A 13325-nucleotide genomic window follows, 5' to 3' on the forward strand; every position below is an offset into this window, starting at 1 on the left:
AGGAGGAAACCGCGTGTACTCTCAATCTTTGTCATCTGGTGGAAATTTTATGCAGGAGCAGGATCTGCTGAAGTCGATTCTTGCGGATTTAAGACGAACTTCCCGTGAATATACTACAGCAACGACTGAATCTTCCTGCCCTGTTACCCGCAGAATGTTTACAGATCTGACGAACGATACCCTTAGATTGCAAGGGGAACTGTTTAACCTGATGCAGCAGAATAACATGTATTCCGCTTCTTCCAAAGCTTCTCGGAGCGAGCTGGACAAAACGATTCAGTCTGCACATCAAACGCAGCAGAAATGTCATCAGTTCATTCAGGAAAAGAGTACCCTTTCCAGTCCATATAGCCAGGCTCCTAATGTGCCTCAGCATCAACCTAATTACGGTAACCCTTATTACATGTAACCTTTTTGCGAACAGGTTGAAGCATAAACGAGAATAAGGATTGAAGCATAGATTGTCCAGACCATACCACCGCTTGCCTGAATTGAGGGCAGGCGGTTTTTAGCTTTGCACAGACGTTAAATTCATGTAATATAAGTATTAATTCATTTTCAGGAACCTGGATGACGCTGGAGGGAAAGTCATGAAAGATTTGAACGATCTGCAATTAAAAGTTCTGGATCTGCTGAAGGAAGACGCAAGAAGGTCTCCGGCGCTGCTGTCTACACTGCTTGGGGAGTCTGAAGACAAGATCAAGAACGCTGTGGCCCAGCTCGAACAGGACCACGTTATTGTAAAGTATGCTACGGTGGTTAACTGGAGCAAAATCGACGATGAGAAAGTGACAGCCCTGATTGAAGTACAGATCACACCGGAACGTGGTCGTGGTTTTGAGGGTATCGCCGAACGCATTTATTTATATCCACAAGTGAAATCCGTCTATCTTATGTCAGGTGCATACGATCTGCTCGTAGAAGTAGAAGGTGGCAACCTGCGTGAAGTCGCTAACTTTGTATCGGAGAAGCTGTCTCCAATTGATTCTGTGCTTTCAACCAAAACCAATTTTATTCTTAAAAAATATAAACAGGACGGGATCATTTTTGAAGACCATCAGGAAGATAACCGTCTCATGATCTCGCCGTAAAGGAAGATGTGTCATGATAGTGAATGAACAGACAACAGGAAACAACAAGAAGATGACCTCGTATCTGGCACCTCTGGTTCAGCAGATACCGCCATCCGGGATTCGGAAATTTTTCGACCTGGTTGGTGACAACAAAGATATAATTACGCTCGGTGTCGGAGAACCTGACTTTGTTACGCCTTGGCATATGCGTGAAGCTTGCGTATACTCCCTCGAGAGAGGTATGACAAGTTATACATCCAACGCTGGGATGCCCAAATTGAGAGAAGCGATCAGTCATTATCTGGATACTCAATTTGATACCAAGTACGATCCCAAGGATGAAATTATCGTTACGGTAGGCGGAAGTGAAGCGATTGACCTTGCTCTGCGTGCATTAATTGTGCCAGGAGATGAGATTCTCATTCCGGAGCCTTCGTATGTAGCCTATTCACCAATTGCTTCAATTGGCGGAGGAATTCCTGTGGGTGTCGAAACGTATGCCAAAGACCAATTCAAATTGACTGCGGAATCACTGGAAGCATCCATAACACCGAAGTCCAAAGTGGTGATTTTGTGTTATCCAAGCAATCCGACCGGTGCCATTATGACGTACGAAGACTGGCTGCCCATCGCAGAAGTCATTAAAAAGCATGACTTGATCGTCATTGCTGACGAAATCTATGCAGAACTGACGTATACTCAAAAACATGTCAGCTTCGCTTCGATCCCGGATATGAAGGAGCGCACGATTCTTGTGAGTGGCTTCTCCAAAGCTTTTGCCATGACAGGTTGGCGGATTGGTTACATGTGCGGTCATCCGGAACTTATCGCAGCCATGTTGAAAATTCACCAGTATACCGTAATGTGTGCTCCAGCAATGGGACAGGTCGCGGCACTTGAGGCGCTAACGAATGGACTGGGAGAGAAAGACCGCATGGTCGAGTCCTACAATCAGCGCAGACGTCTTATCGTACAGGGATTCCGTGACATCGGCCTGGATTGCCATGAACCTCAGGGAGCCTTCTATGCATTCCCGAGTATTCAAAATACGGGCCTGAACTCTGATCTTTTTGCCGAACGTCTCCTGACCGAAAATAAAGTTGCTGCTGTTCCTGGTAACGTGTTTGGCCCACAGGGAGAGGGTTTCTTGCGCTGTTCTTATGCCACTTCAGTGACCCAATTGAATGAAGCTTTGGAACGAATCGGAAATTTTGTTTACAAACTGCAAAAAGAGGGTTAATAAGAAGTAAGGTGTTTTCGGAAATGTGGACATTTTGCTAATTAGAAAAAAATAACTTTCATTTACAAAATATTGTGATATAATTTCAATTTGAAATATGTTTTTCATATATTTGGAAACTAATTTTCCAAGGAGGGGTTAGCATTGTTTTGTGTTGAATATGATTTACCGACTAATCGTGGGCATTACGTGGCTGAAGGCGATCAAGGCGACCGATGGTCGGTGAGACCAGATCACGAATCTTTGCATGACATTTCCTTGGAAGATGAGATCCACATGCTTCGTCGCAAGATGGAACAGATTTTTATGGAGGAGAAATCCTTTACTTCAGAGATTGTGATTGAAATCAGCAGTTTATTGGATCTGAAGATCAATGAATATATGAAAGCTAACCCGATAAAAGGGAGATAAATTGATATTTACGAAAACGTTACCCATATGAATGTTAAAGGAGACCCCTAGGGGTCTCCTTTTTTGATGGGAATAAGAAATCTCTTATTTGTAAGGGCTATTTTTTTGCGTGGAACAATTGTGATATATTGTACTAAGGAGACTAAAGGGGGAACTGGAATGAAGAGGTTTTGGGGGCTAACTGCACTCGTATCATTGATTTTTCTGCTCGCTGGATGTGGTGGTAAAGACGGATTTACCATTTTTATCATTGATAATCAAGGTAATCCATCCGTAATCGGAGAACAGTTACAGGCCAATCTGCAGCAAAAACTGGGTGAGGAACCTAAAGTGGAAGTCATTACAAGCGCCATGTATGATGTACAGAAAATTATGGTAGAATACGCAGCAGGCAGTCATGATATTTTTATTCTGCCAGAGGCAGATATGAAACAATACGGAAGCAATGGCTCCAATATTCCGCTGGATGATACATTTGATCCTGAGAAGTATAAGCGTGGTGTATTTGAGGGCGGAGTGTTAGTTGAGGATGGCCAGGGAGACAATGGCACCGATATGAAGCAAGAAACCCATCTCTATGGCATCCCACTCGAAGATATGCAAATGTTCAAGGATGTCGAATATGCCGCCCAAAATCTGTTTGCTACCATTCCGCTATCGGCTGCCAATGTTGAAGAATCCAAAAAAGTGCTGAAGGCGCTGACAGAATAGCGTATAAGTATGGTAACTGAAGGAGGGGAGCGGATTGCTGATTACGGTCACTGGCGGGATAGGGAGTGGTAAAACCAGGTTTGCCCTAGGTTATGCAGCCCAAATCAGCCGGGAAGGAATCTATTTATCCACAGGCGATCATGATCCGGTGATTCCGGAACTGCCATCCGCTCATTATCGAGCCATTTCAGCCGGAAATGGCCATCACCTGACGGAAGTCATTCATCAGATCAATCGGGAATCGAATCTGTTTCTGGCTGATCAGCGCATTGTCATTGTGGACAGTCTGACTTCGTGGATGGCTGCCGGATTTAGAGCAACGGATGATCTTGATCAACAACGCGTACATACACAACAGCTGCTTGATGCCTTGCTATCTTATCAGGGCAAGCTGCTGGTCATTACCAATGAAATGCAGGGTTCCCTGTATCCATCGGAAGAAGAGCGTATTTTTGCCGCAAGAATGGCTTCGGTGAATCGTGCACTGCAGTCTCACTCGGAACGCATGTACATGGTGGTATCGGGACTAGCCATTGATCTGAAGAAGCAAGAAGTACGATACAACGATAACTGAGCATAATGGGTCAAGAAGTCAGGTAAACAAAAGCCTCCATAACCACAAACTGTGGTACGGAGGCTTATTTATATTGAGAAATGTATGATTGCAATTCAGTTGCATGAGACGCGATTTTTATTTGTGTTTTTTCATACGTCTGATCCACCATATTACGCATCCAACCAGGATAATGGCGAGCAGCGCATACACCACCAGTGAATAGACGTCCATAAAGTGCAAAATATTTTCCCAAGAAGCGCCAAGTGCGGCCCCAATCGAGACCAAAATAATGTTCCAGACGAGTGTCCCGATTGTGGTGAAGAGGACGAATAAACCGAATTTCATATTGGACATGCCTGCAGGAATGGAGATGAGACTGCGAACAAGTGGCACCATGCGGCAGAATAGTACAGTCCACATTCCATATTTGTCAAACCATGCATCAACACGGTGGATATCTTCTTTTTTGATTCGCAGAATATGTCCCCAGCGATCTACAATTTTCTCCAGACGTTCCACATCAATCAGCAGGCCAATACCATAGAGAACCACTGCACCCAGCACAGAACCGATGGTAGCCGCAATGATAACACCTGGAAGAGTGAGGCTGGTGTACGTTGTCATAAATCCGCCAAAAGGCAAAATAATTTCCGAAGGAATGGGAGGAAATACGTTTTCGAGCGCAATAATGAGTGCGATGCCTATGTAGCCGTATTGTTCCATGAAATCGGTTATCCAGTTTTGCATAATCGTCTCCTCTACTTTTGATTTACCTGAATTTGACGTATACTCGGGCAGAGCACGCCAATTCATATATACGTGCAAAGGGTAGAAGCGGTTTCTGAAAAAATGCATTTCCGTATCAAGCAGAGGTCAAGTATACTGGTTAAGTTGAGATTAGAAGGGCAGGCATATTAAGAATTAACCGATGTTTTGCCATGTGAATGAAATTAAACATTTGGAGGGATTGCAAATGGGCATCTATACACGAACAGGTGATGAAGGGCAAACTTCGGTCATCGGAGGACGGGTGATCAAAGATGACGACCGCGTTGAAGCTTACGGTACCATCGATGAACTGAATTGTTTTGTCGGCCAGGCAATCAGTCTGATCGATGATACAGAGGGGAAATTTGAGGATTTGCGCGAACATTTGCTGGAGGTTCAGCAAGAATTGTTTGATTGCGGGTCCGACCTGGCGTTTGTGAAAATCAGCGAAACCAAATACAAAGTGCGGGATGACATGGTCACCCGGCTTGAACAATGGATTGATCAGTATGATGCGGAGAACCCGAAAGTGGAACGGTTCATTATCCCGGGAGGCAGCCCGCTGTCTTCAGCGCTTCATGTGTGCCGTACGGTATGCCGGCGTGCAGAGCGCCGCACGGTAACATTGGGACAGCATACGGATATTAATCCTGCGGTACGCCGTTACTTGAACCGTCTGTCTGATTATTTCTTCGTTGTAGCACGGACAGCCAATGCCAGACAGCAGGTGTCGGATATTGAATATGTACGGAGCAAAAAAGTGTTCCGCCGCAAAGAATGAGCGGCTATTATTCGCCGATTATCTACACCGTTCCCGAACATGAAGATGGCTGGCTGCTGAAAACCGTGCTTCAGCGGCGGCTGCAGGTATCGCGCAAGCTCTTGTCCAGGCTGAAGCTCACGGAGCAGGGAATTATGTTGAATGGAGAACGCGTGTATATCAGCGTGAAGGTATCGGCTGGAGATATCGTGGAGATTCGGATGGAACAGGAGGAATCGGATGACATTTTGCCGGAATCCATTCCTTTTTCCATTTTGTATGAAGATGAGCATTTGCTTATTGTTAACAAGGATGCCGGCGTAATTGTGCATCCGACACATGGACACTATACAGGAACGTTGGCGAATGGTGTTGTTCATTACTGGAAGTCCAAGGGAGAGCTTTTCCGGTTTAGACCCATTCATCGTTTGGATCAGGAGACTTCCGGGGTGCTGGCTATTGCCAAAAATCCATATGTGCATCAGCATGTATCTGAACAGATGATCGCAGGAACTGTGGACAAAAAGTATATTGCGTTTGTACATGGAAATCCTGCTCTCGAACAGGGGTCTGTTGATGGTGCAATCGACCGTGATCCGGAGGAACCTCATCGCCGCATTGTCACGCCTGATGGCTATCCGGCAAGAACGCTGTACACCTCGATCACCCGCTGGGACGGCGGGACTGCAAGTGCGGTGAATTTGAAGCTGGAGAGTGGCAGAACGCATCAGATTCGTGTACATATGACATCGATCGGATGTCCGCTAATCGGCGATCGAATGTACAAGACATTACCTGCGGATAAGATTGACGAACAGACGGCTGCCATGCGGGAAGAACGGGACTTGTGGATCGATCGCCAGGCATTGCATGCCTGCGAGCTGTCGTTTGTTCATCCACTTACACAGGAACGCATGACGTTCCATGCACCTCTTCCTTCAGATATGGCTGCGCTGGAGAAACGTTTAGATATCGAGGCGAAGCCAAGGGAAGAGTTGTAGGAGGGCTCAAATCACCATTTGTTTTAAATAGTTTTAAACGTATGACGATGGTATTGATGTAGAGCGACTTTTGGATTTGCGAAGCAAACCAAGGAAAGCGATATATCAATACCGGAGTATTTTAGGAGGAAATTTTAATGAGTAAACTGAAAGTATACCAGTATGCAAAATGCGGAACTTGCCGCAAAGCAGTAAAATGGCTTGAAGCTCATGGCCATGAGCTGGAGTTAATCCCCATTTTCGACACACCACCGTCTGAGGCCGAATTAACCGAGCTCATTCAGAAGAGCGGACTTGAAGTGAAGAAGTTTTTCAATACAAGTGGAGAAGTGTACAAGGAGCAGCAGTTGAAGGACAAGCTGCCTGGCATGCCTGCTGAAGAACAGATTCGTTTGCTTGCCTCCAATGGCCGTCTGATTAAGCGTCCCATCGTGACAGATGGGGAGCAGGTGACCGTAGGATTCAAGGAAGAGACGTATGAACAGGAATGGAACAACGTTTAGCAACAGGCTTAGTGACGTGTCTGTCCATTCATAAATGAAGCCGATTAGCAGCCCTGAAATGTTCAACATTCAGGGCTTTTTTGGCTGAACGATGCTTGGCGGAACTATGCTATAATGATAGAATTAGTTTCGATATTTTATTTGCTATATACAGATAGGAGAGAACAAAATCAAGTGAATCAACGTAATGAACCTACTTTGTTGCTGGTAGACGGTATGGCGGTGTTGTTCCGTGCATTTTATGCGACATCTGCAAGCGGATATATCAGACGTACAAAGGCAGGCTTGCCAACCAATGCGGTATACGGATTTATCCGTTATTTCTGGGATGCGGTTCAGACTTTCGGACCAAGTCATGTGGTATGCTGCTGGGATATGGGTGGCAAGACGTTTCGCGGTGAAGAGTACGCGGCATACAAAGGAAATCGTCCCGAAGCACCGAATGATCTAATTCCCCAGTTTGCATTGATTCGTGAAGTCATGGACAGCCTGGGTGTTCCGAATATTGGAGCAGAGGGGTATGAAGCCGATGACTGCATCGGTACACTGGCCAAGTATTATACGGAGCAGACGGATATGAACGTGATGGTGCTGACCGGCGACCATGATATGCTGCAGCTGATCAATGACCGGACAAGCATTATTATTATGAAAAAAGGCCACGGCAACTACATGGTGTATACGCCTGAATCTCTCATGGCAGAGAAGCAGTTGACTCCTCGTCAAGTCATTGATATGAAAGGTCTGATGGGGGATGCAAGTGACAATTACCCTGGAGTACGTGGAATCGGTGAGAAAACAGCTCTAAAACTCGTGCAGGAATATGGCACTATTGAGGGTATTCTGGATAATCTGGATAAACTCACGCCATCGGTACGTAAAAAAATCGAGAATGATCTCGACATGCTGCATCTGTCCCGTAAACTGGCAGAGATTCACTGCGCTGTTCCGGTAGCCTGCGCACTGGATGTATGTGAATTGCGTCTTGATCCGGATACGGTGATGGACAAGTTCGAACAACTTGAGATGAAGAGCCTGGGCTCTTGGATGGGAGTGGCAATAGGGTGATCAACATGCAGACAAAACGTGCCGGTAGAAAGTGGTGGACAGGGGCTATGGCCCTCGTCCTAGCTTTGCCGGTATTACTATCAGGCGCAGTAAGCGCTCCGCAAACAGCCGATGCAAAAGCGGCAATTAGCACCAAAGTACAGAAAGTAAAAGCAGCAGGACGAAATTTCACCGTGCAAACGGTAAGCATTCCCAAAGGAACACCGGTGACCGTAGGATTAGCCAAGAAACAGGTAGGACAAACGGCAACATTGCCTTCCATTGTAAAATCATATGGTGCTCAAGCAGCCATTAATGGGGCGTTCTTTGAAGCGTATAATGGAGCACCAGATCCTTATGGCATGTTGATAGCAAATGGAAAAGTGATACATATTGGACGATACGGAACAACGATAGGTTTCAAGGAAGATGGAACAGCAATTATGGATTCACTTCAGGTAAGTCTTACAGGTAAAGTTACCGATTCAGCAGGTAAGTCACGCAGCTGGTACGCAACCTTCATTAACCGTACACCTTCTGCGAATGCGAGCATTTCAATGCTCTATACTCCGGAGCGAGGCCCCAAAGTTGGGTTCAAAGGCGGTACTGCGGTCGTGATGGAGAAAGGAATTGTCACCAAGAAAGTGGCGAATAACAATGTAGCGATTCCGAAAAATGGATCTGTATTGGTCTTTACAGGCAATCAGAAATCTACTGCAGATCGCTTCACCGTGGGTTCGACTGTAGAAATGAACTATAGATATACCAATGCATCAGGCAAAGAGATTCCTTGGGAAGACGTGGTAACTGCTGTTGGTGCTGGTCCTCGTCTTGTGAAAGACGGTAAAGTCGCCGTGAACCCAACCAGCGAAGGATTCAAGGATACCAAGATTCTGAATGCCTCGGGTGCCAGAAGCGGGATCGCCATCATGGCTGACGGTTCGGTAATGCTCGCGACTGTCTCGGGAGCTACCATTAAGGAGTGGGCGGCAGTCATGCAGAAGCTCGGTGCCAAGCAGGCCATGAATCTGGATGGCGGAGCTTCCTCAGGCTTGTATGCAGGTGGCAAGATGTTGACTTCACCAGGGCGGTTGTTAAGTAATACACTCGTTTTTGGCGGCTCAGTCCGTTAAAGTACTAATCGTATGGGAGGTATGAAGCACATGACACTCGCACATGATCAACAGTCAGCAGAACGTAATACAGCTGTACTTGCCATTAATGTGGGCCAGCCTCAGCCGTTGCCTGGCCAGAAGCGCGAAGTGCTGAGCGGCATTGTCAAACATCCCGTATCCGGCCCGGTTTTCCTGTCATTCACTGGAATGACAGGAGATGGCCAGGCGGACCTGGAGCATCACGGCGGACCGGATAAGGCTGTTTGTGTATACGATTACAGTCGGTATTCCGTACTGGAACAACTGATGGAGCGCAAGCTGGACTGGGGAGCTTGTGGTGAGAATTTAACGGTGGAAGGCTGCTCCGAGGATCAAGTCCGGATTGGTGATGTATATGAACTGGGCGGAGCTTTGGTTCAGGTTAGCCAGCCAAGACAACCCTGCTTCAAACTCGCTGCCCGATATGATTTCAAAGAGCTGCCTGTATATTTTCAGGAAAGCGGCTATACCGGTTTCTATTTTCGCGTACTGGAGGAGGGAGAAGTCGCTCCTGACTCTCCGTTCATGCGTATTCGCACAGACCCTGCATCCATGACCGTTCTAGAGGCCAACCGGGTCATGCATCAGGGGAAGAAGGATGCCGCCGGAATGCGTGCATTACTGGCTATTCCATCGCTGTCAGATAGCTGGAGGCAAACGTTATTGAAACGTTTGGATAAGCTGGAGAGCGGGCAGTAGATTCACAACATATCATCGTCCAGAACGAAAGATGAATTTCACTTTAAACTAACTTGGGAGTGTGACTAACTTGACGATTTTAGGCGCAATTGAAGCTGGGGGAACCAAATTTGTATGTGGGATTGGAACAGAGAATGGTGAAGTGCTTGAACGGGTAAGTTTTCCTACAACGACACCGGAAGAAACGATGGCGCAGGTTATCGCTTTCTTTGAAGGCAAGGGGATTGAAGCTTTGGGCGTGGGTTCTTTTGGACCAATTGATCCGATTGAAGGAAGTCCTACGTACGGATATATTACAACTACACCGAAGCCTCATTGGGGTCAGTATGATATCATTGGCAAACTGAAGGAACATTTTGATGTGCCGATGACGTTTGATACAGATGTAAACGGAGCTGCGCTTGGAGAAGCAACCTGGGGAGCAGCACAAGGACTGGAGAGCTGTCTGTATATCACTGTCGGAACAGGTATTGGTGCCGGTGCAGTCGTAGGCGGCAAAATGGTTCACGGTTTATCTCATCCAGAGATGGGACATATTATTGTACGCAGACACCCTGAGGATACATATGAAGGTTTTTGTCCATACCACGGGGACTGTCTGGAAGGGCTCGCAGCGGGACCGGCTATCAATAAACGTTGGGACCAGCCGGCATATGAGCTACCAGCAGATCACAAAGCCTGGGAGATTGAGGCACACTATCTGGCGCACGCACTCATGAATTATGTACTGATTCTCACTCCGGAAAAAATTGTGATGGGTGGTGGGGTCATGAAGCAGGAGCATCTGTTCCCTATGGTGCGCAGCAAATTGCAGGAGCTGTTAAATGGATATGTTCAGCATCCTGCCCTTCACTCGGGGATCGAAGAGTATGTCGTTCCGCCAGGCCTTGGTGACAATGCCGGTTTGTGCGGATCGCTGGCCTTGGCCAAATTGGCTTTGAACAAGTAATTCAATTGATCACAAGTGGTTGACGAATTTTTCCATTGTGGTAAGATATGAGCAACAGCATACTACGGTTAATGAGGAAGCACCTCTCTTGCAATGAATTTGCAGGAGAGGTGCTTTTTTTGTTGCCTGGAGGCGGCTCATCTAACTGGTAATAGGCTGCAATATTAAGGAGGGGAAATCGATGGAAGTCATTTTCATGAACAGATTGTCCAAATTGTCAGGTCAACATGAGGAACACGCTCAGCTGTGGATTGGTGAGGAGGAAGGTGCCTGGCATCTCGGGTGGAGCCATTATGAGGAAGGAGATCGCGAAGACAGCATCTGGTATGAGGGGAGCTCCTGGGAAGAACTGCTCCATATTTATCGCCACCAGTTGGCGATTCGAATGAGTGAAGGTTACCGGCCATTGATTCAGGGACTGTTTCATGAAACGGAAGATCTGAAATTACGCAGTTATGGTGGACAGCGTCTTCATTGTTATAGTGAACGCTACGGCAATGAAGAATTATATGCTGATCTATGCACTTGGCGGAGAAGAAGGGCTGCGTCTGACCGGAAGGCCCCATACTTTATTGCAACGAATCGTTTGCTGCGCATGATCAGTGCATTCGTACCACAAACCATGGATGAACTCATGCAGCTACCAGGTGTTGGGGAGAGTAAGGCAAGTGAATACGGTCAGGAGTGGATGGAGCTTACAAGCGGAGTAGAGCGTTCGACTGCTTTTCCACTTGATTGGGTACAGTCTGTCTTGTCCGAAGATGAATATGAGAGCTGGTTGTACAAGCAAAAAGAACAGAAATATAAGCAGGAGCTGGACAAATTCACCACTCGCAAGCAGTTGCTTGAGGGTATGAAGGAAGGGTATACGCTTGAAGAGATTGTGAACCGCTCCGGACTATCCCGCAGAGAGCTGATTGAACTGCTGGAGACACTCGATACGGAAGGTTATGATACAGATAGCCTCCTAGATGCAGAGCTTGCGATAATGCCTGAGCAGGAGCAGGAGGCGGTCTGGAGTGCATACGAGGAGCTGGGAGACAGTTTCCTGAAACCTGTATTACATAGAGTATACGGCGGAGATAAGCCGGTTAGCGGCAATCTGGAGCAAGTGTACGAGAGATTGCGCATGATCCGCATTCGATTCCGAAGACATGTAGAAACAGAGCAGAACGTCGGGTAGACACCCCATATCGTTTCGAGAGAAGTTTTTGAGTACAGAAAAAAAGACGAAGCCGCTTCTCCCTGGATGGAGCGCTTCGTCTTTTTGAATGAATACGTTCAGATCCAATCTTTTTTGCGAAAAATAAAGAACATGCTCAGGCCGAGGGTCACCATCAGGCCAATGACTACAAAATATCCATACTTCCAGTCCAGCTCAGGCATGTTGTTGAAGTTCATCCCATAGATGCCGGTAATGACCGTCAGGGGCATGAACACCGTTGTAATGGCGGTAAACACGCGCATGATTTCGTTCGCCCGGTTGGCGATACTGGATTGGTAAGCTTCTCGCAAGTTTCCCATCAGGTCTCGATAAGTCTCAAACGTCTCGGATATTTTCACAGCATTCTCATAGATGTCACTGAAATACTTCTGCAGTTGATCATCGATCAGACGCAAGTCTTTTTTATTCAGCGTGTTGATGACCTCTTTTTGAGGTCCCAGAACTTTTTTGAGCCACAGAATCTCACTGCGCAGCCCGATAATTTCATTCAAATGGGACTTTTTCGTATGCATCAAAATATCTTCTTCCAATTTCTCAATGCGTGCTTCGATCCGGTCGCCGACGGTAAAGTAGTTATCCACAATCAAATCGACCAACAGATACAGGAGACGATCCGGGGTGCTGACTTCCTGTTCCCACAGAATAGGCTTCAAGGTCCGCAGTTCGCTGACCTTCTGCTTCGTAACACTAATGATATAGTGTCTCCCTAGAAACATGTTAACCGCACGCAAAAAGATCTCTTCGTCATCAAATCGAATGCTGTTTACGACAATAAAATAATGGCTCTCATAAATTTCAATCTTCGGACGCTGTTCTTCATCACTCAAACAATCCTCTACAGCCAGATCATGCATCATGAACAGCGGCTGAAGTACCGCCAGATCATCAACGTCTGCATCGATCCAGTAAAATCCCTCAGCTGGTGGCGTCAGCGCCTGCTCAATATCGTCCACCGGGATAAATACACCGTTGTTTACCAACCGGATTTTCATCGTTCATCCACTCCTTCTGCACCCGCCAAACAGGCGGATTTTCATCAATATGGGCGCAAAAAGAACAGATCAGCCGGTCGGCAGCGGAACCTGGAAGTCAGGACTGCGTTCGCTCTATAATCAAACGGAAATAACGTCCCGCTGCCGGCATGCTGATGTCAATTCTCTATGCAGTTTGTCGGAATACGGCTGACAGTCAGGCCTCGGGTCGCCATCCATTGAATATGTCACCTCTC

The 13325-nt window shown here is 46.7% G+C and carries 17 protein-coding genes; 15 read left to right on the forward strand and 2 right to left on the reverse strand.

The genetic code is table 11. From position 1 onward, the window contains the following. Positions 1-13: 13 nt before the first annotated feature. From PIL01S_RS22215 to PIL01S_RS22240, 6 genes are all read left to right on the forward strand, one after another. Positions 14-409: a spore coat protein gene (locus PIL01S_RS22215; RefSeq protein ID WP_127539418.1), complete on the forward strand. Its 396-nt coding sequence runs from the start codon at positions 14-16 to the stop codon at positions 407-409. Between the two features lie 181 nt (positions 410-590). Then, a complete protein-coding gene (locus tag PIL01S_RS22220) occupies positions 591-1091 on the forward strand; it encodes an Lrp/AsnC family transcriptional regulator (protein WP_095288304.1) in 501 nt (166 codons plus the stop codon). A gap of 13 nt (positions 1092-1104) precedes the next feature. Then, complete coding sequence (locus PIL01S_RS22225; RefSeq protein ID WP_127539419.1) at positions 1105-2313, forward strand: aminotransferase class I/II-fold pyridoxal phosphate-dependent enzyme; 1209 nt, start codon at positions 1105-1107, stop codon at positions 2311-2313. A gap of 189 nt (positions 2314-2502) precedes the next feature. Then, positions 2503-2724, forward strand: coding sequence for an aspartyl-phosphate phosphatase Spo0E family protein (locus PIL01S_RS22230; RefSeq protein WP_307721001.1), 222 nt, complete (start codon positions 2503-2505; stop codon positions 2722-2724). A gap of 159 nt (positions 2725-2883) precedes the next feature. Further along, a complete protein-coding gene (locus tag PIL01S_RS22235) occupies positions 2884-3435 on the forward strand; it encodes a type 2 periplasmic-binding domain-containing protein (protein WP_127539421.1) in 552 nt (183 codons plus the stop codon). Between the two features lie 34 nt (positions 3436-3469). Beyond that, positions 3470-4009, forward strand: a complete 540-nt coding sequence (locus PIL01S_RS22240) for a bifunctional adenosylcobinamide kinase/adenosylcobinamide-phosphate guanylyltransferase (RefSeq protein ID WP_164764309.1) — start codon at positions 3470-3472, stop codon at positions 4007-4009. Between the two features lie 117 nt (positions 4010-4126). Here the strand turns inward: PIL01S_RS22240 and PIL01S_RS22245 are convergent, their stop codons facing one another. Then, positions 4127-4738, reverse strand: a complete 612-nt coding sequence (locus tag PIL01S_RS22245; protein WP_127539423.1) for a DedA family protein — start codon at positions 4736-4738, stop codon at positions 4127-4129. Positions 4739-4964: 226 nt separating this feature from the next. On the opposite strand from PIL01S_RS22245, the gene PIL01S_RS22250 reads away from it, so the two are divergent. The 8 genes from PIL01S_RS22250 (at position 4965) to PIL01S_RS22285 (ending at position 12055) form a co-directional block, all read left to right on the forward strand. Beyond that, on the forward strand, positions 4965-5540 hold the full coding sequence (locus PIL01S_RS22250) for a cob(I)yrinic acid a,c-diamide adenosyltransferase (RefSeq protein ID WP_127539424.1): 576 nt from the start codon (positions 4965-4967) through the stop codon (positions 5538-5540). Beyond that, positions 5537-6520, forward strand: coding sequence for an RluA family pseudouridine synthase (locus tag PIL01S_RS22255; protein WP_127539425.1), 984 nt, complete (start codon positions 5537-5539; stop codon positions 6518-6520). Before PIL01S_RS22250 ends, PIL01S_RS22255 begins: the two co-directional genes overlap by 4 nt. 137 nt (positions 6521-6657) lie before the next feature. Next, positions 6658-7023, forward strand: a complete 366-nt coding sequence (locus PIL01S_RS22260) for an arsenate reductase family protein (RefSeq protein ID WP_127539426.1) — start codon at positions 6658-6660, stop codon at positions 7021-7023. 174 nt (positions 7024-7197) lie between these two features. Continuing rightward, on the forward strand, positions 7198-8091 hold the full coding sequence (locus PIL01S_RS22265; protein ID WP_127539427.1) for a 5'-3' exonuclease: 894 nt from the start codon (positions 7198-7200) through the stop codon (positions 8089-8091). Positions 8092-8096: 5 nt separating this feature from the next. Next, positions 8097-9203 carry a phosphodiester glycosidase family protein gene (locus PIL01S_RS22270; protein ID WP_307720998.1) on the forward strand — a complete coding sequence of 369 codons (1107 nt, stop codon included), beginning with the start codon at positions 8097-8099 and terminating at the stop codon, positions 9201-9203. Positions 9204-9233: 30 nt separating this feature from the next. Further along, entirely contained in the window at positions 9234-9923 is a 690-nt protein-coding gene (locus tag PIL01S_RS22275; protein ID WP_127539429.1) for an MOSC domain-containing protein, read from the forward strand. A 70-nt stretch (positions 9924-9993) separates the two neighbouring features. Next, a complete protein-coding gene (locus PIL01S_RS22280) occupies positions 9994-10872 on the forward strand; it encodes an ROK family protein (RefSeq protein ID WP_127539430.1) in 879 nt (292 codons plus the stop codon). Between the two features lie 181 nt (positions 10873-11053). Then, complete coding sequence (locus PIL01S_RS22285) at positions 11054-12055, forward strand: HRDC domain-containing protein (protein WP_127539431.1); 1002 nt, start codon at positions 11054-11056, stop codon at positions 12053-12055. A 98-nt stretch (positions 12056-12153) separates the two neighbouring features. On the opposite strand, the gene corA is transcribed toward PIL01S_RS22285, so the two are convergent. Continuing rightward, on the reverse strand, positions 12154-13089 hold the full coding sequence (gene corA / locus PIL01S_RS22290; protein ID WP_127539432.1) for a magnesium/cobalt transporter CorA: 936 nt from the start codon (positions 13087-13089) through the stop codon (positions 12154-12156). Between the two features lie 49 nt (positions 13090-13138). Between corA and PIL01S_RS29595 the strand changes: the two genes are divergently transcribed. After that, the gene (locus tag PIL01S_RS29595; protein ID WP_164764310.1) at positions 13139-13282 is read left to right on the forward strand and encodes a hypothetical protein; all 144 of its coding nucleotides are present in this window, start codon (positions 13139-13141) and stop codon (positions 13280-13282) included. Positions 13283-13325: the final 43 nt, after the last annotated feature.

The organism is Paenibacillus illinoisensis NBRC 15959, assembly GCF_004000925.1.
GTDB lineage: Bacteria > Bacillota > Bacilli > Paenibacillales > Paenibacillaceae > Paenibacillus > Paenibacillus illinoisensis.

Bases quoted from the DNA above. Each gene is read 5' to 3' on its own strand.
- PIL01S_RS22220 (WP_095288304.1), top strand. From the start codon at position 591: ATGAAAGATTTGAACGATCTGCAATTAAAAGTTCTGGATCTGCTGAAG.
- PIL01S_RS22225 (WP_127539419.1), top strand. From the start codon at position 1,105: ATGATAGTGAATGAACAGACAACAGGAAACAACAAGAAGATGACCTCG.
- PIL01S_RS22235 (WP_127539421.1), top strand. From the start codon at position 2,884: ATGAAGAGGTTTTGGGGGCTAACTGCACTCGTATCATTGATTTTTCTG.
- PIL01S_RS22245 (WP_127539423.1), bottom strand. From the start codon at position 4,738: ATGCAAAACTGGATAACCGATTTCATGGAACAATACGGCTACATAGGC.
- PIL01S_RS22250 (WP_127539424.1), top strand. From the start codon at position 4,965: ATGGGCATCTATACACGAACAGGTGATGAAGGGCAAACTTCGGTCATC.
- PIL01S_RS22255 (WP_127539425.1), top strand. From the start codon at position 5,537: ATGAGCGGCTATTATTCGCCGATTATCTACACCGTTCCCGAACATGAA.
- PIL01S_RS22260 (WP_127539426.1), top strand. From the start codon at position 6,658: ATGAGTAAACTGAAAGTATACCAGTATGCAAAATGCGGAACTTGCCGC.
- PIL01S_RS22270 (WP_307720998.1), top strand. From the start codon at position 8,097: ATGCAGACAAAACGTGCCGGTAGAAAGTGGTGGACAGGGGCTATGGCC.
- PIL01S_RS22275 (WP_127539429.1), top strand. From the start codon at position 9,234: ATGACACTCGCACATGATCAACAGTCAGCAGAACGTAATACAGCTGTA.
- PIL01S_RS22285 (WP_127539431.1), top strand. From the start codon at position 11,054: ATGGAAGTCATTTTCATGAACAGATTGTCCAAATTGTCAGGTCAACAT.
- corA (WP_127539432.1), bottom strand. From the start codon at position 13,089: ATGAAAATCCGGTTGGTAAACAACGGTGTATTTATCCCGGTGGACGAT.
- PIL01S_RS29595 (WP_164764310.1), top strand. From the start codon at position 13,139: ATGGGCGCAAAAAGAACAGATCAGCCGGTCGGCAGCGGAACCTGGAAG.